Source organism: Bacillus sp. EB106-06-01-XG163, assembly GCF_058791615.1.
Genome location: NZ_JBYTDS010000012.1, coordinates 63,743 through 80,975, shown reverse-complemented (window position 1 = coordinate 80,975; position 17,233 = coordinate 63,743). Strand labels below are relative to the sequence as shown.

Here is a 17,233-nt window from a genome sequence, read left to right as displayed (position 1 = left end):
CATCTGAATGGACGATGCCTGCAAGCTTTTTTAGCGGGTTAATGTTTTGACGATTTTTTTAAAGCTCATATCTGAGTCGACTTTGAAATGGCCGGCGCGGATTTCTTTATGGTAGCCTGCGTCAATGACGTAATCATTGAAGTCCTTCGCTGAAGGAATAATCCCTTCTTTTTCAAGAATGGATGACACATCAGCAGTGCTCATTCCGTCTTTAATCGTCAGTTTGTATGTTACTTTTTTCTTTTTGGCGTCTGTGTTTTGGTCGTTGTTTAACGATTTTTCTTTAGAATCAAGCAGTTTTTGATAGTCATCCCGGTTGACGGAGACTTTTTGCTGATCGTCGAGGTAGCTGTTTACTTCTTTTTCTGTCAATGCTGTTTTTTCGGTTTTAACGGCGGCTGCCTGGTCATGGTCAGTCAAGTAGAAGACAGCGGCGAGGACGGCCGTCGCTAAAATCATGCCTGCTGCAAAAGCCTGAATGCCCCGTTTTGTCATACGAGCACCTTCTCATTATCTTTAATAATGGTATTGACGTCCTCGACAGACACGTGCTCCGCTTTTGCGATGGCTTCCGCAGACATTCCGTTGTTATATTTTGAAATGATTTGTTTGGCGATTTTTTGGTTAATGCCGCTGCTTTTGGCTTTGCGGATCACGAGGTTGGTTTCCAGCAATTCTTCTTCAAGCACCGTCATTTTCTTTTTCAACTTGTAAATTTCCTGCATGGCGGAAAGCTGAAGCGTTTCAAGCTCCTGTTCCACGTCTTTCATCGGATCTCTTTGAGAATATGAGAATGCAATAAGCGCTATACTGACGATAAACAACGCAATAATAGCAATTTCCACGTTTCATCACCTTCTATTATTAATTTGCCCTTCTTTTTTATACCATAAAACGCCGCCATTCTAAAGGAAATAGAGAAAAAAACGGAATTTTGTCGGGAAATCTTTTTTATTCGGGGAGCAAACGGTTATTTCTCTATAGATATCGTATCAGAAAGTCCTTTTTTGTCCTGTTTCGTCATATTTTCCCTTCATCTGACGCAAGCTCATTCAGAGGATCAGAAGCATAAACTGATGTTTTCTGCACTTAAACAACATTTCATGTAAATCACTCTAGCATTCCGTCCATTATAGTGGTATTATATATAAGTCTGAATAAGTAAATGATATTTAGTTTGGAGGGAAAATAATGCGCGTTAATATTACTTTGGCTTGCACTGAATGTGGTGAGCGTAACTATATTTCTAAAAAGAACAAACGCAACAATCCGGACCGCGTTGAATTTAAAAAATATTGCCCACGTGATAAAAAATCTACGTTACACCGTGAAACAAAATAAGCTGTTTAAAACAGCGGAAAAAGCTGGAGCTTTCAATAAAGTTCTGGCTTTTTTGTCTTTCAGGGAGGTTTGAGAAACGTGAAAGCACAAATCAGAACCGATATCAAAGCAAAGCTTTCTGACATGACAGAAAGTGAATGGGAAAAAAAATGCCGCAGCATGCGTGAAACGCTGTTTTCTTTAAAAGAATGGAAACAGGCCCGCGTGATTGCCGTTACCATCTCGACACGCCTGGAAATTCCGACACAGCCGATTATTGAACAGGCCTGGAAAGAGAAAAAACAAGTCTGTATCCCAAAATGCTTTCCGCAGACGGGAGCGATGGAGTTCCGTACATTTTCTGCGTATGATCAGCTGGAAACCGTATATGCGGGCCTCAGTGAACCGATCGAGACCCTGACGGAAAAAGCCGCCCAAAAAGACATTGACCTTGTGATTGTGCCCGGCGTGGCTTTTGACCGGGAAGGCTTCAGAATCGGATACGGCGGAGGATATTATGATCGGTACCTCTCCGGTTATAAAGGCCGTACCGTGTCGCTTCTCTTTGACTGCCAGCTGACAGACCGCATTCCCCGCATGCCCCACGATATTCCGGTCGATATGATCGTGACTGAATCTGAAACCATCGCTTAATCGCATAAAAACTTCTTGCACCGGAATAATTCTCGCTGTTTGACAAACGATAGGGGCAGGAGGGATAAGATGAAAAAATTGTTGATCTACTCATTATGCGCCGTATCTGTTTTAGCCGTTTACCAAAACCGCTACCGTCTGATGAACAGCGTGCTCAGCCAGCCGGGGATCAGACGGTCATTCATTCATTTCTTTTTAAAAATACCGTTTATCAGAAACAAATTCATTCAGCAGGCATTTTAAACAAATCCCGTTTTTCAGCGGGATTTTTTGCATAAGAAAACCTGCCGGTAAAAAACGGCAGGTTGTCTCGTATTGTCAGCTTTTTTTCAGGAAACCAAGCAGAATTGAGATCATAGGAGAAATGTACAGGAAAAAGGTAAACGGCAGGTAGTCGATGACGGAAACCCCTAATGCGCTTGCCATAAAAGCGCCGCTTACTCCCCAGGGAATCAGCGGGTTGATCAATGTTCCGCCGTCCTCAAGCGACCGCGCAAGGTGAATCCGCTTAATGCTGAGCTTGTCATATAAAGGTTTATAAGATTGACCCGGAATTAAGATCGACAAATACTGCTCACCTGTCGCAAGGTTTACGCCTATACTTGAGAAGACGGTCGCCATGACAAGACGTCCTTTCGTATGCACGCCTTTTATCAATCCTTGAAGCAGCGCCGCGATCAGGCCCGTTTTTTCCATCAGGCCGCCGAGCGCAAAGGCGATCATGATCAGAGAGACTGATCCCATCATCGATTGGAGCCCGCCTCTGTTGATAATGCTGGCCACAGCCTGGTCGCCGGTTTTAAACGCCGTCCCGCTTTGCAGGGCGGATATAAATCCTTGAATGCTGCTGTCAGGAATAAAAACAGCAGTCAGAAGCCCTGCGGAAATAATACCGGCGGTAAGCACCGGAATCACGGAAACCCGTCTCACAGCTAAAATGATCACCAACAGAGGTGAAAGAAGCGACCAAGGCGTAACGTGCACGGCCTCTTTTATTCCGGAAATGACCGCCTCAATATTTTGCGTTGAAGCGGCATTTATTGAAACCGATGAACCGAGAATATAAAAAAGAACAATCGTGATCAGCAGTGCCGGAACGGTAGTGCCCATCATATGGCGAATATGTTTAAAAATCGGAATTTCGCCGATTCCGGCGGCAAAATTCGTTGTGTCGGACATCGGTGACATTTTATCACCGAAACAAGCCCCGCAAATGACTGCTCCCGCCGTCCATTCGAGCGGAACTCCCGCCGCGCTTGCTACCCCTAACAGCGCGACGCCGATTGTACTGACAGTTGTCAAACTTGAGCCGACAAGCGTGCTGATAATCATGCAGGAAAATAATGCGGTCAAAAGCAGCTGACTCGGCTGTATAATTGACAAAGCATAAACGGTGACGGTGGGAATGGCGCCGCTGTACATCCAGGCGCCGATCAGCACACCGATCAAAGCCAGCACGATAATCGGCTGCACACCGTTTTTCAATCCGCTGACAATTCCTTTCTCAAGACTCTCCCACGAGAAACCGAGCCACAAACCTGCCAGAGACAGAATAATGACGCAAAAGAACAGCGGCATATGCGGCTCTGTATGAAAGAAAAACAGGCAGGAAATAATGACTGCTAACATCAAGACAAATAAACTGATGGCTGAGATGAACGTCAGCCTTTTTTCTTGTTTCAAAACAACACCCCATCAAACTTTAATCCTTTTGTGCTTTTGGGCACGAAAGTATTGTAACAGAAAAACGCATAAATGAGTGTTTTTTTACAATTGCGAATATACAATTTATGAAAATAATACAAGGATATTTTCTCCAATCGTTTTTTGCTTGACGCCCGGATCAGTGATGAAATACGCTTATACTAAGAAGAATAGAAATGGTGAAGAAGATGAATTCATTTTATGACGTGCAGCAGCTGTTTAAGTCATTCGGACATATCGTTTATTTCGGTGACAGACAAGCCGAAATTGACTTTATGAAAGATGAATTAAAGGAAATGTACTTGTCAAACGTGATTGAAAGAGAATTATGGCAAAAAGCCGCCAGAGTTCTTCAGAGAGAATCGGAGCGGATCAAAGGCAGATAACACAGCAGGATTTTAATAAGAAAAGGAGATTATTATGGAAGATACATGGTTTGCGGGGATTGATCTTGGCGGAACAACCATCAAGCTGGCCTTTATCAACATGTACGGTGAAATTCAGCATAAATGGGAAGTTCCGACCGATAAATCAGGAAACACAATTACGGTCACGATCGCCAAAGCGCTTGACCAGAAGCTGGAAGAACTGAACAAGCCGAAACGGATCGTAAAATGGATCGGAATGGGAGCGCCCGGACCCGTGGAAATGACGACGGGGATGGTCTATGAGACGACAAATATGGGGTGGAAAAACTATCCGCTGAAAGACCATCTCGAGGCGGAAACGGGTATTCCGGCCGTCATTGAAAACGATGCCAATATCGCAGCGCTCGGAGAAATGTGGAAGGGTGCAGGTGACGGGGCTAAAGATGTCATTTTAGTGACGCTCGGAACCGGAGTCGGCGGAGGCATCATCGTCAACGGAGAAATCGTTCACGGCAAAAACGGGGCCGGCGGAGAAATCGGTCATATTTGCAGTATTCCGGAAGGAGGAGCTCCGTGCAACTGCGGAAAATCCGGCTGCATCGAAACGATTGCGTCCGCAACCGGCATCGTCCGCATCGCGAAAGAAAAGCTTGCGGCGGTTTCCGACTCTTCGCTCTTACAAGTGCGCGATCTGACAGCACGTGACGTGTTCGAAGCGGCTAAACAGCAGGATAAGACAGCGCTTGAAGTCGTCGATTATGTCGCAAAACATTTAGGCCTCGTGCTCGGAAATCTGGCAAGCGCCATGAATCCGACGAAAATCGTGCTCGGCGGAGGCGTCTCCAAAGCGGGTGAAATCCTGCGGTCAAAAGTGGAAGAGACTTTCAAAATCACCGCGTTCCCGCGTTCTGCGGAAGCGGCCGATATTTCGATTGCGGCACTTGGAAATGACGCCGGAGTCATCGGCGGGGCGTGGATTGCCAAAAATGAATGGCTCAAACATCAAAACTGCTGAAGAAAGTCAGCCTGCCCATATCGCGGGCGGCTTTCTTTTTTTATCTCCCCAGTCATATAGTTTTTAAAAAAGGGGGATGAACATGGCGGGAATTCGTGTCAAACCTGAATTGAAACAGCATATGAAAGATATTGCAAAGGTGCTTTCAATTGATGAAAAACTGTTGAAAGCCGCTGATAAAACGGCGGAAAACGATGAATTATTTTGTCCCGGCTTTGCCGTGAGCGGGCAGTCAGAGGGTCCGCCGCTTGAGACGCTGAGCGGGCTTTCGCGATACATCCGGCACTGTGAAAGGATTCTTTCCGCTGATCAATGGGTGAAGGAAGAAAAGGTGTACGGCTCCGAATCGGTTTATGAAGAAATTGAGAAAATAACGGATGTCTTTCCGTTTGTCACGTGCCGTAAAATCGGCAGTTCCGTATTGGGAAAGCCGCTTTATGAGCTGAAAATAGGTGCGGATACGGCTGAAAGAAAAGTCCATGTAAACGCCTCATTTCATGCCAATGAATGGATCACCACCACGGTCGCGCTTAAATGGTGTAAAGAATATTGCGCGGCATTATGCGAAAATAAAACCGTTTTCGGGCACTCTGCGCTTGATATATTCAGCCTGACATCATTGTCATTCGTTCCGCTCGTAAATCCCGACGGTGTTGATCTCGTACTTTACGGATGTGAAGATTTATCAGAAAAAAATGAATTTCTTAATCGATTAAATGAACACCGCCGGGATTTCCGCGAATGGAAGGCAAATATAAACGGTGTGGATTTAAATAAACATTTCCCATCCAATTGGGATATTGAACAGAGGCGCAAACCGAAAGCCCCTTCATACCGTGATTTTCCGGGGACGGCGCCGCTCACTGAACCGGAGGCGCAGGCGATGCACCGGCTGATAACGGAGCAGCCGCCTGACCGGCTGATCGCTCTTCATACGCAAGGAGAAGAGATTTATTGGGGATACGAAGAATGTGAACCGGAGCAATCATCCCGGATGATTCGGGAGTTTGAAGCGATAAGCGGAAACCGCTATCAAGGCGTTAAAACCATTGACAGCCATGCGGGTTTTAGGGATTGGTTTATACAGCAGTATGGAAAAGAGGGCTATACCATTGAGCTCGGGAAGGGAAAAAACCCTTTGCCTTTTCATCAGTTTGCTGATATTTATCAAGCGACGGAAGGTATTTTGTGGAGGTCGCTTGTTTTTTGAGACATCTGTGAAATTTCTCATTTGTTTACATAAACAAATATGGGACAATAGAAAAGAATGGAGGGAAGGCTGGTGAGATACTTGGTTTGTGTTCTGCTGTCCGCATTCGTTCTGTGTTTAGCGGCCTGTGAACCATCTCATCAGCAGCAAGACACAGGCGTTTCGGCAAAATCGGCAGAACAGAAAATCGTTCCGCTCAGTAAAAAGGAAGCGGAGAAAACGGAAGGATGGCTGGATAACAGAACGATCCTGTATACAGCACATCATCAGCTGATGAAATATGATCTTTTCAGCGGAAAATCCGAACGGCTCTATGAAACAAAGGGCAATATTGTCAATGTAAAGATCAGCCGGAAAAAACAGCTGATTCTCGTACAGGTGACAAGCAGCGGTCAGACTGAGCTTGTGCTTATGAACAAGCAGGGGAAAAGACTTTATCACAAAGCCTTTAACTCTTATGAACTGGAGACGGCTTGGAATCCGTATGACCCGTATCAAATGATGATTACCGTTTTTACTGAAACATGGGATTTCACTGCCTATACGGCCGATATGAACAACGGCATTTTAAAAAAGAGTCCCGTTCAGGCTCCTTTTGTCCATTGGACCTCCACTGATGAATTCCAATATATCAAGCAAGGAAAAACGGAGGAAGAGGGTCCTTTATATTCTTATGACTTGCAGACAAAAAAAGAAAAAAGAGTGCTTCATCACGTCATCTGGGCCGATTCCCGCCCGGGCATGACGATTGCCGTCAGACAAACGGATCAATCGGACGGAGACGGCGAGTTCCTTTTCCAAAAGCCGGCATCCGTGACGCACCGCTTTCCTCTCCAAAAAAAGTATCAGAGCTTTGCGCCGATGGAATATGATTACGATCAGACACACAAGCGGTTTTACATATTCAAGCCTGAAGGCCGCTCTTACAATCTGATCAGCTTTGACTTAGGAGACGAACGGGAGCGGACGGTGCTCAAAAACACGGAAATGGAGCCGATTCAGATCTCTCCGAACGGGGAATACGCTTTATACGGCTTTACGTATGACCGTCTGATTTCACTGAAAACAGGCATGACAGAACCAATCATAACAAATGAAAAAGGAGTTTGAACCAAATGGCAATTGCAGATGTGACAATCATTCCGATCGGAACAAAAACACCGAGCGTCAGTGAGTATGTAGCGGATGTGCAAAACATTTTGGAGGGTTACAAAGCTGCCGGCAAGATCAAATTTCAGCTCACGCCGATGAACACTTTGATTGAAGGTGAGCTGAGCGACTTATTCGCAGTCATTCAGGACATTCACGAAGCCCCGTTCCAAAAAGGGCTGCACAGAGTGGCGACAAATATCCGCATTGATGACAGACGTGATAAAGAAACGACACTGGAGAGCAAAATCAAAAGTGTCAGCAAACATTTGCAGCAATAAAAAATAAGCCTGTATCCATTGGATACAGGCTTTTAATGTGCAGTCGGATAGCCGCTGGTTACAACGGTCATTACGGTAAACCAGCCAAACACGCCCAGCGTGGCGGCGGCTAACAAAAATCCCAGGATATTTCTCTGTCTGACAGCCCGCAGGACTCCTAATACAGCTAATAATGCGACAAGGCCGAAGATTACAACAAGTAACATCATGCTCCTCCTTTGTCATTGGAACCTGAAAATCTTTCCATTTCATTTTAACCGTTTTCATTTTGTTTGTCGATAGCGTTTTCCCGGCCGCATTCATTGAATCTTCCGCAGAAAACCTTCATAATAAGGGCATATACATAAAGAGGTGATGAAAGTGAAATGGAGACGAATGCCGGCCGGTCCGATTCAGGCAAACGCGTATTTTCTTGTCAGTGAGGATCAGTCCTGTCTTATTTTTGATCCGGGCGGAGAAGCGGACAAAATCAACAATTACATAAAAGAAAACAATCTGAAGCCGCTGGCCATCTTACTGACGCACGCCCATTTTGACCATATCGGCGCGCTTGACGAAGTAAGAGACAGATGGGATGTTCCCGTATATCTTCACAAAAATGAAGAAAAGTGGCTGGAGGACTCTTCCTTAAACGGATCGGGCATATTGCGTGGCATCGCCGTAACGGCACGGCCCGCCGAACGGCTCATCGAAGGCGACGGCATATTGGACATCGGGCCTTTCCATTTGGAGACATTGTTTACGCCGGGACATTCACCGGGAAGCGTTTCTTATTATGTGAAGGACGCGGATCTGGTGATTTCAGGTGATGTGCTCTTTCAGGGAGGCATCGGCCGCACTGATTTACACGGCGGAAGTCAGGACGTATTGCTTGATTCCATTCATCAAAAACTGCTCACGCTTCCCGGATATACACTTGTGTTAAGCGGGCACGGGCCGGAAACGGATATTCAGACAGAGCAGGAGCGAAACCCGTTTATCAATGGTTTTTCACTGTAAATGAAAAAAGACAGACCATAATCGGTCTGTCTTTTTCTGTCAGTGGGTTCCGCCGCCCGGTGTCATAATAAAAATAGAGTAATATGTAAATCCGGCGAAAAATACGGTTAAGTAAGCTCCGAAAATATAAATATACATCCGCTCAGTCAGATTCAAATAAGAAAGAAATACGAAAAAGATCGTCTGTCCAAAAAACAAAAGTGAAGCGTCTTTCATGCCCCCTAAAAAAAACATGACTGCAAATATCCCCGTCCAAAATCCTAACACCCGGAACATGCGATTCATTCCTTATCCCCTCCCGAGAGTCTATCTGAAGTTTATTATAATAGATCGGCACTCGAAATGTAAACATTTTCATGATTATATTTATTGTGGAATTTATGTCTTTCCCTGTGTTTTATATCTTATGCCGCCCTCTGAAAAAGATCCGAAAAATCTTTTTGAAATATGTTTAATGAAAAAAAGTTCAGGGTACTTATGTTAACAAAGAGACGGATTATCCGAGGGAGGAATTTTTAAAAATGAAAGAACTTATTTTTTATTCATACCCGAGCTGCACATCATGCCGAAAAACGAAACATTGGTTAAAAGCCCACAATGTTGACTTTCAAGAGCGCCATCTATTCAGGGAGACACCGACAATTGATGAATTGAAGCAGATCTTATCATTAACGACTGAAGGAATTGATGAAATATTGGCGACGAGAAGTCAAACATTTAAAAATCTCAACCTGAACATTGAAGAAATGACTGTAAATGAAGTGCTGAAGCTTTTGACTGAGAAGCCGAAACTGCTGCGGCGTCCGATTCTGATCGATCGAAATAAGCTCGTTATCGGATACAATCCAGGAGAACTGATGAAGCTGACGAAGAAAAAAACGGTACATCAATCTGTATCATAAGAGAAAAACGAAGATCCGCTGATCAAAATTTATCAGCTAATCTTCGTTTTTTGCGGTTGCGGGACTGGGCTAGCTGGATTCGAACCAACGATCACGGAGTCAAAGTCCATTGCCTTACCGCTTGGCTATAGCCCATCGGATGTAATTACAGTATGTGCGTCCGGCGCCGATTTATACATACAAAGGAATTTGAATGGAGGAGACCCGTGAAACATTTGAGTGAAACATTATCTCGAACCTTAATTGAAGAATCAGGTGAAATCACACGCCAGTGGCTGCTCATACCAAAATCGGGGCGGCCTACAGATGATCAGAAAGCGGAAATGCAGCACCGTCTGTTAATTGAAATCGTTGCCGGCATTTTATCGGAAAAAGACGGCGGGGAAGAGGAGCTGACAAAATGGGCGCTTCAGTTCGCAAGGGACCGGGCCGTCCATGAAGTACCGGTCTATGAAAGCGTCACGAGCTTTAAAGAATTCCGGAGATTGGTCTGGAACCGCATACAGACGTGCTGTGAAACAATGTCTGAGAAGCCTGGGGCGAATGCGGTATTCCATTGGGGAGAGAAGCTGAACAAAGCAATTGACCATATGATTGAAGTATTTACAGAGGAATATTATAAAGTGACGGTTACACAATTAAACGCCCAAAAAGAAATGATTAACGAACTAAGTGCGCCGATTATGCCGATTGCCGACGGTATTGGAATTTTGCCGCTCGTCGGCGAAATTGACACCTACCGGGCAAAAATGATTTTGGAATCGGTGCTTGACCAATGTTCTTCACTCCGTCTTTCTTATTTATTTTTAGATATATCAGGTGTGCCGATTGTGGATACGATGGTCGCTTATCAGATTTTTAAAGTGATTGACAGCACAAAACTTCTTGGCATAGAAACGACAATCTCAGGCATCAGGCCGGAAATCGCGCAGACCGTCGTGAAGCTCGGCATCGATTTTTCTCAGGTGAAAACGGAGCAGAGTCTGGCGAAAGCGCTGGCAAAAAACGGATTTATCGTAAAAGAATCATTAAGATGATAAAAAGCTGAATGGCCGGGAGGGATTTCTCCCTCAGCTATTCAGCTTTGTCAGCTTCAATCGTAATGATATGATGGCTGTCGATTTCTTTTACCGTAAATGTGTAGCCTTCAAAATCAATGGTGCTTCCGGGCTTCGCGTCAATATGCTGAGTAAGAAACCAGCCTCCGAGTGTATCGACTTGATCAGCCGTAATCTCTGTTCCGAGTAAATCATTGACGTCACTGATCAGCAATTTGGCGTTCAGGAGATAGCGGTTCTTCCCAAGCTTTTGAACGGAAGGTGTTTCGTCCGTATCAAATTCGTCGCGGATTTCGCCGACGATCTCTTCAATGATATCTTCCGCCGTTACTAATCCCGCGGTTCCGCCGTACTCATCAATGAGAATGGCCATATGGGCGTGTTCCCGCTGCATTTTAACGAATAATTGATAAATCGGAATCGTCTCAATCACATGGATCGCCGGCTGGATGTAAGGGCTGAGTTCGTGTTTTGTAAACGCCGCTCCTTCTGACAGGAATCTGAATAAAACTTCTTTAATATTGATGATGCCGACTACATGATCTTTATCTCCTTTTACTACGGGATACCGGGTATATTTATTTGTTTTGATAATGTCCCGGAGCATATGTCCCGATCCGCTGTCTAACGGCAGGCTCACCATTTCATTCCGGGGCACCATAATTTCTTTGGCAGTGCGCTTATCAAATGTAAAAATGTTATTTACGTAATGCAGCTCGCTTTTTTTGATCATGCCGCTTCGATAGCTTTCGGCAAGGAGCACCCGCAATTCCTCTTCCGTATAAGCCATTTCATGTTCGGAAGCAGGCTTCAAGCCGAACATGGCTGTAATCAGGCGTGCGGAATGATTGAGCAGCCAGATGAACGGAAACATTAACTTATAAAACAAAATCATCGGTCTGGCAGATAAAAGTGTAATCCGCTCGGCTTTTTGGATAGCAAAACTTTTCGGGGCGAGTTCGCCGATGACGACATTCACATATGTAACCAGCAGAAAGGCGATGATTAATGACAGGACTTGGGCAACCGCTTCGTGAACTCCGGTTTTTAAAAATAACGGCTGAAGCATTGCTTTGACTGTCGGTTCACCCAGCCAGCCGATCCCCAAAGCGGTGACGGTGATGCCCAATTGGCACGCCGATAAATATTCATCGAGGTGTGTAATGACATGCTTGGCTGCTTTTGCTCCTTTTACATTTTCCTCAATGAGCTGATTAATGCGGGAGCGCCTTGCTTTAACGATTGAAAACTCTATGGCGACAAAACACGCCGTTAATAAAATAAATAGTACGATGGCAGATAGTTTGATGATATACAATGTAACGCCTTCCGCGAAGGAAGGCTTGCACCTCCCTTTTTTCGGAATAATACCACTGTAGAAAGCTGCTCAAACATCGAGCCTGGTTTAGCCCGCCTCATTTACGGTAATAAAACAAGAAAGCGATACTGGAGGATGACAAGAGATGAAGGTACATTCGGGAGCGGACTGGCTGTGGTACCAGCTCGGTCCGCATGAAAAAACGGAAGCGAAAAAAATGATCCATCACAATCACTGGCCGCAATGCGAAAAGTGGTTTGAACATGAAAATCATATAAACTTTCTGCGCTCAGATACAAATGATCAGAATAATGAAGCGGTTTTCGGTTCTTTAATCTATCATCAAGGATTAGATGATGAAAAAAACCATACCGTATTTCACTTTTATATTACGAGAGACTTCTTTTTTACGATTAATTTTGATTTTTCGCTGCTGCGCGGTGTAAAAGAAAAGCATGCCACACAGCAGATTCAAACCTGTGAAAATCCGATTGAAGGCTTTTTTGTTCTGCTGGGAGAGCTGATGAATTCCTATCTGATCGGACTGGATGAATTTGAAGTCAAGCAGCGGACGCTGAAATGGCAGATTCATGATGACAACAGCAAAGGAATCTTGGAAAATGTGCATAAATTGCGCCATGAGCTGTTCATTTGGAAAGGCCTTACACTGGGGGCTCAAAAAGTGGAAATGGCTTTAAAAGAAGCTTTTCTCCCGAAAAATGACAGGCAGAAAGATTACCTCAGAGCTCATCAAAAGATGGAAAGAGGAATTACATATATCAATGAGTTTGATCAGGAACTGAGCAATCTGCTGCACGCCGAGGAAGTCATTACCTCCCAAAGAGGAAATGAAATTGTGAAAGCCTTGACGATCTTTACAACTCTCTTTACACCGATGACGGCGCTTGGAGCTCTCTGGGGGATGAACTTTGATAACATGCCGGAGCTTCATTGGAAATATGCGTATATTTGTTCCATCGTGCTCATTATTGTATCAACCCTGCTGATTTATATTTATCTGCGGCAGAAAGGCTGGACAGGGGACATTTTGAGGGAGCATCAAAAAAAATATTTGCGGAAAGAAAAGAAACGCTAAGAAGAGCAGGCATACGCCTGCTTTTTTTGATGGCTGAAAATGGCCGAATGGTTCCGGATTTCATTCGGTAAATCAATGTCAGGGGGCTTATTTTTATTTTTTTACGTTTTACACACTGTAAAACGCATAATCTCTCCTTTGCCGGCTTTTGTGTATCTGATTTACAATACGTGCGGAAGGAGGGAAGTCTTGTGAAAAATATAGAAACATACAGCAGGAACATCATAAACGAGGCCTATACGGCAAGGGCTTCAGATATACACATTGTGCCGAGAGAAAGGGATGCTTTCATTCATTTTCGCATCGGCCATGCTCTTGTGAAAAAAAGAGTCTTAAAAAAAGAGGAATGCGTAAGGCTAATTTCTCATTTTAAGTTTTTATCGGCCATGGATATAGGAGAAAGACGTAAGCCGCAAAACGGGTCATTGTCTCTGCCGCTTCCGACGGAAACCGTTCATTTGAGAATGTCAACCCTGCCGACAATGAATGATGAAAGTCTTGTCATCAGGCTTTTGCCTAAGCGGCAGATTCCCCCTCTGGATAAACTGTCCTTATTTCGGGGGGCGGGCGCCGCACTATTGTCCTTTCTGAAGCATTCGCACGGCCTGCTTCTGTTTACCGGCCCCACCGGATCTGGAAAAACGACCACTCTTTACTCGCTTGTCAACTATGCAAAAAGGCATTTCAACCGGCGTATTGTCACGCTTGAAGACCCCGTAGAAACAAGAGATGAGGATGTGTTGCAAGTTCAGGTGAATGAAAAAGCCGGAGTCACATATTCCGCCGGTTTAAAAGCGATTTTAAGACATGATCCCGATATGATCATCTTAGGGGAAATCAGGGATGCCGAGACGGCTGAAATCGCAGTCCGCGCGGCCATGACGGGACACCTCGTTCTTTCAAGCCTGCATACAAGAGATGCTAAGGGCGCCATATACAGGCTGCTGGAGTTCGGCGTGAACATGACAGAAATTGAACAAACCGTCATTGCCATTGCCGCTCAGCGTCTGGTTGATTTAACATGTCCGTTCTGCAAAGAGGAAAACTGTTCCGTGTACTGCCGGATGTACAGGCAGACACGCCGTGCGGGCATTTATGAACTGCTCTACGGGAAAAACCTCACCCAATGCTTTCAGGAAGCAAAGGGAGAGCACGCCAATTTTCAATATCAGACGCTCCGCAGGCTGATCAGAAAAGGAATCGCGCTCGGCTATGTCACGACCGACAATTACGATCGGTGGGTGTATCATGAAGCGGATTAAACGAACCTGGCCGTTGAAGGATCAAGCGGCTTTTTTGAAAAGGCTCGGTGAAATGACGGAAAAAGGATACAGTCTGATTGAAGGGCTCAGACTGCTGCAACTCCAGCTGCATAAACGTCAGCTTGCAGAGCTGACGGACGGAATCCGCCGGCTGAGGGAAGGTGATGCGTTTTACCAAGTGCTTGAGGCACTGTCTTTTCATAAAGAAGCCGTCTCTATCTGCTATTTCGCGGAGAAACACGGGGAATTGCCGGGGGCGATGAAACAAAGCGGCGAATTATTACAGAGAAAGCTCATGCAGACGAATCAAATCAAAAAAATGCTCCGGTATCCGATGTTTTTAATATCTTCCGTCTGTGTCATGTTTTATATTCTGCAAAGTTTAATTATTCCGCAGTTTGCTGGGATTTATCAATCAATGAATATGAATACATCCGGTACGACTGCTTTCATCTTTGCGTTTTTTCGGCATTTTCATGAAGCCTGCGCACTGGCGCTGTCCGCCGCTTTCTGCTTGTTTTTGTACGTTTGGTTCTTATGTAAAAAAAAATCCCCGCAAGATAAAATGCTGATTGTTGTGAAAATACCCCTCTTAGGAAAAGCGGCCGTTCTTTTTAACAGCTACTTTTTCTCTTTACAGCTCAGCAGTCTTCTGAAATCCGGCCTTTCTATCTATGACAGCTTAACAGCTTTTAAAGAACAATCTTTTCTGCCTTTTTATCGTGAAGAAGCAGAGATGCTCATTACACGTCTGAAAGCCGGAGAAACCATAGAATCCGCTCTTTCCGGGCATCCGTGTTATGAAAAAGACCTTGCGGCTGCAGTCAGCCACGGACAGGCAAACGGCCTGCTTCACCGCGAACTTTATACGTACAGCCAGTTTATGATGGAGCGTCTTGAACAAAACGCGGCGAAGTATACCGGCATTCTCCAGCCTGTCATTTACGGTGTTGTGGCCGGTATGATTTTAATTGTCTACATGTCAATGCTGATGCCGATGTACCAGATGATGAACCAAATGTAAGGGAGTGCTTCGTCTGAAAAATCAAGATGGATTTACTTTAATTGAAATGCTGATCGTTTTATTTATCGTTTCCATTCTGCTTTTAATCACCATTCCTAACGTTACAAAACATAATCAAAGCATTCAGCATAAAGGCTGTGAAGGACTGCAGAATATGGTGAAAGCCCAAGTGACGGCGTACGAAATCGATCATGAAGGTAAAATGCCGGATATGAACGATTTACAATCAGAGGGGTATATCAAAAAGAATACAGCCTGCCCGAATGGTAAACAGATCTTAATTAGTGGCGGAGAAGTTACAGTTGAACAATAACAGGCGGACAGAAAATGGGTTTACCCTTCTTGAAAGCCTGATTGTGTTAAGCCTGGCGTCCGTCCTGCTGACGGTTTTGTTCACGACGGTTCCGCCGGCCTACACCCACCTTGCCGTGCGGCAAAAAACAGAACAGCTCCAAAAAGATATTCAGCTTGCTCAGGAAACGGCTATCGCAGAACATAAAAGAACAAAAATCACTTTTCTTCCAAAAGAGCATAAATACAAACTGCAGTCAGGCGGAAGGATTGTCGAGCGTTCCTTTGATTCGCTTCACATTACACTTGTGACTTTACCGGAGAGCCTTGAATTTAACGAAAAAGGCCATCCGAATTCGGGAGGAAAGATTCAATTGAAGAGCGCCGGGTTCACCTATGAGATCACAGTTTACTTAGGGAGCGGAAATGTCCATGCTAAACGGAAATAAGGGGTTCTCTACTATTGAAACACTATCAGCAATGGCCATTTGGCTGTTCCTTATGACGTCTATCATTCCGGTCTGGACGGGCATGCTGACTGATGGTCTGAAAATAGAAGATCGCCATGAAGCGTACCAGCTTCTTCAGAAACATATCAGCACTTATATGATGACCGGAAAAAAGCCGCCGTCTCCCGGTGTGAAGTGGAAGGAGGATGGTGAGTATTACAAAGTGTGTACGGCTGACCGCAGCGAAAAAGAAATGTGCCTCAGCATTCTCAAAACAGACTGGCTTTACGCTTCTTAATGTTTTGTTCTCCTTGGCAGTCTGTCTTTTCCTATCAGGCACCTTGGGCCCGATTTTACATCTGTTTTTATCAAACCGGACCGATAACGGCGGATTAGACAGCCGGGAGCATCAAATTGCCGTTCAGCAGATCATGAACGAATGTAAACAGGCTGAGGCTGTGAAGCCGGCAGACGGCGGACGGGCGTTAGCATGCCGGAAAACCGGAGGCGAAGAAGTGCGTTTTGAAATTTATCATAAGATGATAAGGAAAAGAGTAAACGGAAAAGGCCACGTGCCGATCCTGCAAAACGCGGCATCATTAACGGCTGATGTGAAAAACGGCCTGCTCTTATTAGAGATTTCAAGCGTTGCAGGTCAAAAGAATCAGGCGGTCATTCCGGTTTACAGCTCTTTTAAAGGTGATTAAATGTACAAATCTGACGGTTTTATATATCCCGCGGTTCTGTTTGTTTCTGCCGCAGTTTTACTTGTCATCAGCTATACTACATCTGATTTCATCACCCGAAAAACATTTGCAAAAGAGGCCGGGGAGTACTGGACCGGAGAGAACCTGCTCCAAAACGGCGCGCTGCTGTCAAGCCGCCATATGACACAGGGACAAAGGGTCCAAACTGGTACACAGCGTTTTCCGTATGGCACCGTTTCTTTTCACATCACGGGGAGTGATCGGCGGGAAACGGTTCAGGTTACAATTCAGGCGGAAACCACGACAGGAACGAGACGGGAGGCTCACCTTTTGTTCGATCAGAAGAAGAAACAGCTGATTCAATGGACGGAAGTATAAAAAAGAGGCGGCGGGACAACACTTCATAGTAAAGACAGCACTATGAGG

At 45.0% G+C, this 17,233-nt stretch carries 25 protein-coding genes and 1 tRNA gene; 19 read left to right on the top strand and 7 right to left on the bottom strand.

Annotated features, from left to right (window positions below; all coding sequences use genetic code 11):
* Positions 1-30: 30 nt before the first annotated feature.
* Together AC3WTF_RS14580 and AC3WTF_RS14575 are read right to left on the bottom strand one after the other, a co-directional pair.
* Positions 31-495, bottom strand: a complete 465-nt coding sequence (locus AC3WTF_RS14580; protein WP_007408308.1) for an endolytic transglycosylase MltG — start codon at positions 493-495, stop codon at positions 31-33.
* The gene (locus AC3WTF_RS14575) at positions 492-845 is read right to left on the bottom strand and encodes a hypothetical protein (protein WP_003153047.1); all 354 of its coding nucleotides are present in this window, start codon (positions 843-845) and stop codon (positions 492-494) included. The genes AC3WTF_RS14580 and AC3WTF_RS14575 overlap by 4 nt, the downstream gene beginning before the upstream one ends.
* 346 nt (positions 846-1,191) lie before the next feature.
* On the opposite strand from AC3WTF_RS14575, the gene rpmG reads away from it, so the two are divergent.
* The 3 genes from rpmG (at position 1,192) to yqgO (ending at position 2,217) form a co-directional block, all read left to right on the top strand.
* Positions 1,192-1,341: a 50S ribosomal protein L33 gene (gene rpmG, locus AC3WTF_RS14570; protein WP_003153056.1), complete on the top strand. Its 150-nt coding sequence runs from the start codon at positions 1,192-1,194 to the stop codon at positions 1,339-1,341.
* Between the two features lie 78 nt (positions 1,342-1,419).
* Entirely contained in the window at positions 1,420-1,974 is a 555-nt protein-coding gene (locus tag AC3WTF_RS14565; RefSeq protein WP_061582068.1) for a 5-formyltetrahydrofolate cyclo-ligase, read from the top strand.
* Between the two features lie 69 nt (positions 1,975-2,043).
* Entirely contained in the window at positions 2,044-2,217 is a 174-nt protein-coding gene (gene yqgO, locus AC3WTF_RS14560; protein ID WP_007408311.1) for a protein YqgO, read from the top strand.
* A 75-nt stretch (positions 2,218-2,292) separates the two neighbouring features.
* On the opposite strand, the gene nhaC is transcribed toward yqgO, so the two are convergent.
* Positions 2,293-3,657, bottom strand: coding sequence for a Na+/H+ antiporter NhaC (gene nhaC, locus AC3WTF_RS14555; protein ID WP_076984004.1), 1,365 nt, complete (start codon positions 3,655-3,657; stop codon positions 2,293-2,295).
* 197 nt (positions 3,658-3,854) lie between these two features.
* Between nhaC and AC3WTF_RS14550 the strand changes: the two genes are divergently transcribed.
* The 5 genes from AC3WTF_RS14550 (at position 3,855) to AC3WTF_RS14530 (ending at position 7,701) form a co-directional block, all read left to right on the top strand.
* Entirely contained in the window at positions 3,855-4,064 is a 210-nt protein-coding gene (locus AC3WTF_RS14550) for a YqgQ family protein (RefSeq protein WP_020956084.1), read from the top strand.
* Positions 4,065-4,098: 34 nt separating this feature from the next.
* Positions 4,099-5,061 carry a glucose kinase GlcK gene (gene glcK / locus AC3WTF_RS14545; RefSeq protein WP_003153068.1) on the top strand — a complete coding sequence of 321 codons (963 nt, stop codon included), beginning with the start codon at positions 4,099-4,101 and terminating at the stop codon, positions 5,059-5,061.
* Between the two features lie 82 nt (positions 5,062-5,143).
* Entirely contained in the window at positions 5,144-6,271 is a 1,128-nt protein-coding gene (locus AC3WTF_RS14540; RefSeq protein WP_277506499.1) for a M14 family metallopeptidase, read from the top strand.
* 72 nt (positions 6,272-6,343) lie between these two features.
* A complete protein-coding gene (locus tag AC3WTF_RS14535) occupies positions 6,344-7,381 on the top strand; it encodes a YqgU-like beta propeller domain-containing protein (RefSeq protein WP_020956082.1) in 1,038 nt (345 codons plus the stop codon).
* Positions 7,382-7,386: 5 nt separating this feature from the next.
* The gene (locus AC3WTF_RS14530; RefSeq protein ID WP_003153073.1) at positions 7,387-7,701 is read left to right on the top strand and encodes an MTH1187 family thiamine-binding protein; all 315 of its coding nucleotides are present in this window, start codon (positions 7,387-7,389) and stop codon (positions 7,699-7,701) included.
* A gap of 32 nt (positions 7,702-7,733) precedes the next feature.
* Here the strand turns inward: AC3WTF_RS14530 and AC3WTF_RS14525 are convergent, their stop codons facing one another.
* Positions 7,734-7,907, bottom strand: a complete 174-nt coding sequence (locus tag AC3WTF_RS14525) for a DUF2759 domain-containing protein (protein WP_003153076.1) — start codon at positions 7,905-7,907, stop codon at positions 7,734-7,736.
* Positions 7,908-8,061: 154 nt separating this feature from the next.
* Between AC3WTF_RS14525 and AC3WTF_RS14520 the strand changes: the two genes are divergently transcribed.
* The gene (locus AC3WTF_RS14520; protein WP_012117988.1) at positions 8,062-8,700 is read left to right on the top strand and encodes an MBL fold metallo-hydrolase; all 639 of its coding nucleotides are present in this window, start codon (positions 8,062-8,064) and stop codon (positions 8,698-8,700) included.
* Positions 8,701-8,739: 39 nt separating this feature from the next.
* On the opposite strand, the gene AC3WTF_RS14515 is transcribed toward AC3WTF_RS14520, so the two are convergent.
* Positions 8,740-8,985 (bottom strand): DUF2626 domain-containing protein, encoded by a 246-nt coding sequence (locus tag AC3WTF_RS14515; protein ID WP_003153078.1) that lies wholly within the window; start codon positions 8,983-8,985, stop codon positions 8,740-8,742.
* 236 nt (positions 8,986-9,221) lie between these two features.
* Between AC3WTF_RS14515 and AC3WTF_RS14510 the strand changes: the two genes are divergently transcribed.
* On the top strand, positions 9,222-9,602 hold the full coding sequence (locus AC3WTF_RS14510; RefSeq protein ID WP_003153079.1) for a Spx/MgsR family RNA polymerase-binding regulatory protein: 381 nt from the start codon (positions 9,222-9,224) through the stop codon (positions 9,600-9,602).
* A 64-nt stretch (positions 9,603-9,666) separates the two neighbouring features.
* On the opposite strand, the gene AC3WTF_RS14505 is transcribed toward AC3WTF_RS14510, so the two are convergent.
* Positions 9,667-9,737, bottom strand: a tRNA-Gln gene (locus AC3WTF_RS14505).
* A gap of 71 nt (positions 9,738-9,808) precedes the next feature.
* Between AC3WTF_RS14505 and AC3WTF_RS14500 the strand changes: the two genes are divergently transcribed.
* Positions 9,809-10,639: an STAS domain-containing protein gene (locus tag AC3WTF_RS14500; RefSeq protein WP_015240214.1), complete on the top strand. Its 831-nt coding sequence runs from the start codon at positions 9,809-9,811 to the stop codon at positions 10,637-10,639.
* Between the two features lie 37 nt (positions 10,640-10,676).
* Here the strand turns inward: AC3WTF_RS14500 and AC3WTF_RS14495 are convergent, their stop codons facing one another.
* Positions 10,677-11,978, bottom strand: coding sequence for a hemolysin family protein (locus AC3WTF_RS14495; protein ID WP_020956081.1), 1,302 nt, complete (start codon positions 11,976-11,978; stop codon positions 10,677-10,679).
* 145 nt (positions 11,979-12,123) lie between these two features.
* Between AC3WTF_RS14495 and AC3WTF_RS14490 the strand changes: the two genes are divergently transcribed.
* The 8 genes from AC3WTF_RS14490 (at position 12,124) to comGG (ending at position 17,185) form a co-directional block, all read left to right on the top strand.
* Positions 12,124-13,074, top strand: coding sequence for a magnesium transporter CorA family protein (locus AC3WTF_RS14490; protein WP_015417820.1), 951 nt, complete (start codon positions 12,124-12,126; stop codon positions 13,072-13,074).
* A 191-nt stretch (positions 13,075-13,265) separates the two neighbouring features.
* Complete coding sequence (gene comGA / locus AC3WTF_RS14485; protein WP_012117985.1) at positions 13,266-14,336, top strand: competence type IV pilus ATPase ComGA; 1,071 nt, start codon at positions 13,266-13,268, stop codon at positions 14,334-14,336.
* Positions 14,323-15,360 carry a competence type IV pilus assembly protein ComGB gene (comGB, locus tag AC3WTF_RS14480; RefSeq protein WP_032866436.1) on the top strand — a complete coding sequence of 346 codons (1,038 nt, stop codon included), beginning with the start codon at positions 14,323-14,325 and terminating at the stop codon, positions 15,358-15,360. Before comGA ends, comGB begins: the two co-directional genes overlap by 14 nt.
* Positions 15,361-15,364: 4 nt before the next feature.
* Positions 15,365-15,673, top strand: a complete 309-nt coding sequence (gene comGC / locus AC3WTF_RS14475) for a competence type IV pilus major pilin ComGC (RefSeq protein WP_003153087.1) — start codon at positions 15,365-15,367, stop codon at positions 15,671-15,673.
* The gene (gene comGD / locus AC3WTF_RS14470) at positions 15,663-16,100 is read left to right on the top strand and encodes a competence type IV pilus minor pilin ComGD (protein WP_012117983.1); all 438 of its coding nucleotides are present in this window, start codon (positions 15,663-15,665) and stop codon (positions 16,098-16,100) included. The genes comGC and comGD overlap by 11 nt, the downstream gene beginning before the upstream one ends.
* Entirely contained in the window at positions 16,084-16,398 is a 315-nt protein-coding gene (gene comGE / locus AC3WTF_RS14465) for a competence type IV pilus minor pilin ComGE (protein ID WP_007408323.1), read from the top strand. The genes comGD and comGE overlap by 17 nt, the downstream gene beginning before the upstream one ends.
* Positions 16,307-16,807, top strand: coding sequence for a competence type IV pilus minor pilin ComGF (gene comGF / locus AC3WTF_RS14460; protein WP_257645080.1), 501 nt, complete (start codon positions 16,307-16,309; stop codon positions 16,805-16,807). Before comGE ends, comGF begins: the two co-directional genes overlap by 92 nt.
* Positions 16,808-17,185: a competence type IV pilus minor pilin ComGG gene (gene comGG, locus AC3WTF_RS14455; RefSeq protein WP_032866434.1), complete on the top strand. Its 378-nt coding sequence runs from the start codon at positions 16,808-16,810 to the stop codon at positions 17,183-17,185.
* Positions 17,186-17,233: the final 48 nt, after the last annotated feature.

Coding starts and splice junctions, on each gene's coding strand:
- comGG (WP_032866434.1), top strand. CDS start 16,808: ATGTACAAATCTGACGGTTTTATATATCCCGCGGTTCTGTTTGTTTCT.
- AC3WTF_RS14525 (WP_003153076.1), bottom strand. CDS start 7,907: ATGTTACTTGTTGTAATCTTCGGCCTTGTCGCATTATTAGCTGTATTA.
- AC3WTF_RS14490 (WP_015417820.1), top strand. CDS start 12,124: ATGAAGGTACATTCGGGAGCGGACTGGCTGTGGTACCAGCTCGGTCCG.
- comGB (WP_032866436.1), top strand. CDS start 14,323: ATGAAGCGGATTAAACGAACCTGGCCGTTGAAGGATCAAGCGGCTTTT.
- AC3WTF_RS14580 (WP_007408308.1), bottom strand. CDS start 495: ATGACAAAACGGGGCATTCAGGCTTTTGCAGCAGGCATGATTTTAGCG.
- yqgO (WP_007408311.1), top strand. CDS start 2,044: ATGAAAAAATTGTTGATCTACTCATTATGCGCCGTATCTGTTTTAGCC.
- comGF (WP_257645080.1), top strand. CDS start 16,307: ATGGTGAGTATTACAAAGTGTGTACGGCTGACCGCAGCGAAAAAGAAA.
- comGE (WP_007408323.1), top strand. CDS start 16,084: ATGCTAAACGGAAATAAGGGGTTCTCTACTATTGAAACACTATCAGCA.
- AC3WTF_RS14530 (WP_003153073.1), top strand. CDS start 7,387: ATGGCAATTGCAGATGTGACAATCATTCCGATCGGAACAAAAACACCG.
- AC3WTF_RS14515 (WP_003153078.1), bottom strand. CDS start 8,985: ATGAATCGCATGTTCCGGGTGTTAGGATTTTGGACGGGGATATTTGCA.
- rpmG (WP_003153056.1), top strand. CDS start 1,192: ATGCGCGTTAATATTACTTTGGCTTGCACTGAATGTGGTGAGCGTAAC.
- AC3WTF_RS14550 (WP_020956084.1), top strand. CDS start 3,855: ATGGTGAAGAAGATGAATTCATTTTATGACGTGCAGCAGCTGTTTAAG.
- AC3WTF_RS14510 (WP_003153079.1), top strand. CDS start 9,222: ATGAAAGAACTTATTTTTTATTCATACCCGAGCTGCACATCATGCCGA.
- glcK (WP_003153068.1), top strand. CDS start 4,099: ATGGAAGATACATGGTTTGCGGGGATTGATCTTGGCGGAACAACCATC.
- AC3WTF_RS14540 (WP_277506499.1), top strand. CDS start 5,144: ATGGCGGGAATTCGTGTCAAACCTGAATTGAAACAGCATATGAAAGAT.